Annotated in this window: 1 protein-coding gene; it reads left to right on the forward strand. The window is 35.1% G+C overall.

The window, feature by feature from the left end; all coding sequences use genetic code 11:
* The first annotated feature begins 456 nt into the window (after positions 1–456).
* The gene (locus ESY88_RS20610; RefSeq protein WP_147088586.1) at positions 457–1,449 is read left to right on the forward strand and encodes an IS110 family RNA-guided transposase; all 993 of its coding nucleotides are present in this window, start codon (positions 457–459) and stop codon (positions 1,447–1,449) included.
* Positions 1,450–1,540: the final 91 nt, after the last annotated feature.

Raw genomic sequence — 1,540 nt, forward strand, 5'->3', positions numbered from 1 at the left:
AATTCCGTTTTTCATTTATCGGACTGAATTAGAAATCCGAAATAAAAATTCCGCGACCGTGAAAGGAATAGTTTTTTGAATTCCGATTGTCTAGTTCTGAGTGAATTCCGCCATTTTTTACAACGTTGATGTGTATGAGCCGTTGCGTGTCTCACACACGAGCCATTAAAAGTACAAAACTCCGCTGGAAAATTCCCAAGAATTTTCCAGATTAGCACAGACCCAGCAATGGCTTATACACGGCTTAAGTTTGTAATTCATTAACTTTAGAATATAAACAGAAAAGACAAAAGAGAGGAATAAGGTTATTATATACGCAGAAGCCTAGACTTCGTCAACATTGAAAATCCCCTCTCTTTTCTACACAGATTTCGTACAGTTCTATGAGGCTTTTAGACCTCGCTTTTAAGTCGTTGAAACTCGCGTAGTGTGTCCTTTCAAAAAAAACATTTTGTTATGAATAAAGATATTAAATATTTTGGAATTGACATCAGTCATTTGGTATTCGATGTTACAGATTCTGATGGTAATTACTATCAGTTTAAAAACAATGGTTCAGGATTTAAAAAGTTTGTAAAGCTTTTAAGTTTAGATAGTCATTGTGTTATGGAAGCCACAGGTTATTATCACTATCAGTTGGCTTATTATTTACTTGAATCAGGTATCAAATTATCAGTTGAAAATCCTTTGGCTGTAAAACGTTTTATTCAGATGAAGCTTTCAAAGATAAAGACCGATAAGAGTGATTCAAAACTGATTTGTGACTATGCTCAGCAAGTAGATTTAAAGCTATGGAAAGGCAATTCTAAAGATGAAATGGAATGTCTTCAAATCGTTAGAGCCTTAGCAATATATACCAAACAGAGCACAATGCTAAAAAATAAGTTGCATGGAGAATCTGTTTTGGGAGAACCGAGTAAAGGTGTTGTAAGGTCTCTAAACCGCAGTTTAAAACAGTTAGAAAAAGAGGTAAAAATCTTAGAAGATAAGTTGATAGGATTAGTAAATGAATCACACCAAGATTTGTTGACACGTTTAAGATCTATACCAGGAATTGGACCAAAAACAGCAATGATGTTAGTAGTATTAACAGGAGGATTCGATCGCTTTACCAGCGCCGCAGAATTGTGCAGTTATGCAGGACTTACACCAGTGATTAGGCAGAGTGGAACTAGTGTAAATGGACGCGCTCGAATAAGTAAAATAGGAAACCAAAAGCTCCGTAATTTATTATTTATGTGCAGTTTTAATGCTTGCAAAGTTAACAAGGCTTGTCGCGATCTTTATGAGCGAATCGTAGCCAAAGGAAAGAGCAAAAAACTAGCATTAATAGCAGTATGTAATAAACTACTAAAACAGGCCTTTGCAATCGCTAAATCAGGATTAATATATGATGATAATTACAGAAGCACTTGTTTTGACCCCTATAAAACAAGAGTAATCTTTTAAATTTCGGTTATTGATTAAGCGGTTAATTTTTTCATTATAATCAGGTGCTTATCCGCGTTCCATTTCTCCATTGGCGTAATTCGCCCCAACA

It is taken from the genome of Subsaximicrobium wynnwilliamsii, from assembly GCF_007997225.1.
Taxonomy (GTDB): Bacteria; Bacteroidota; Bacteroidia; order Flavobacteriales; family Flavobacteriaceae; genus Psychroserpens; species Psychroserpens wynnwilliamsii.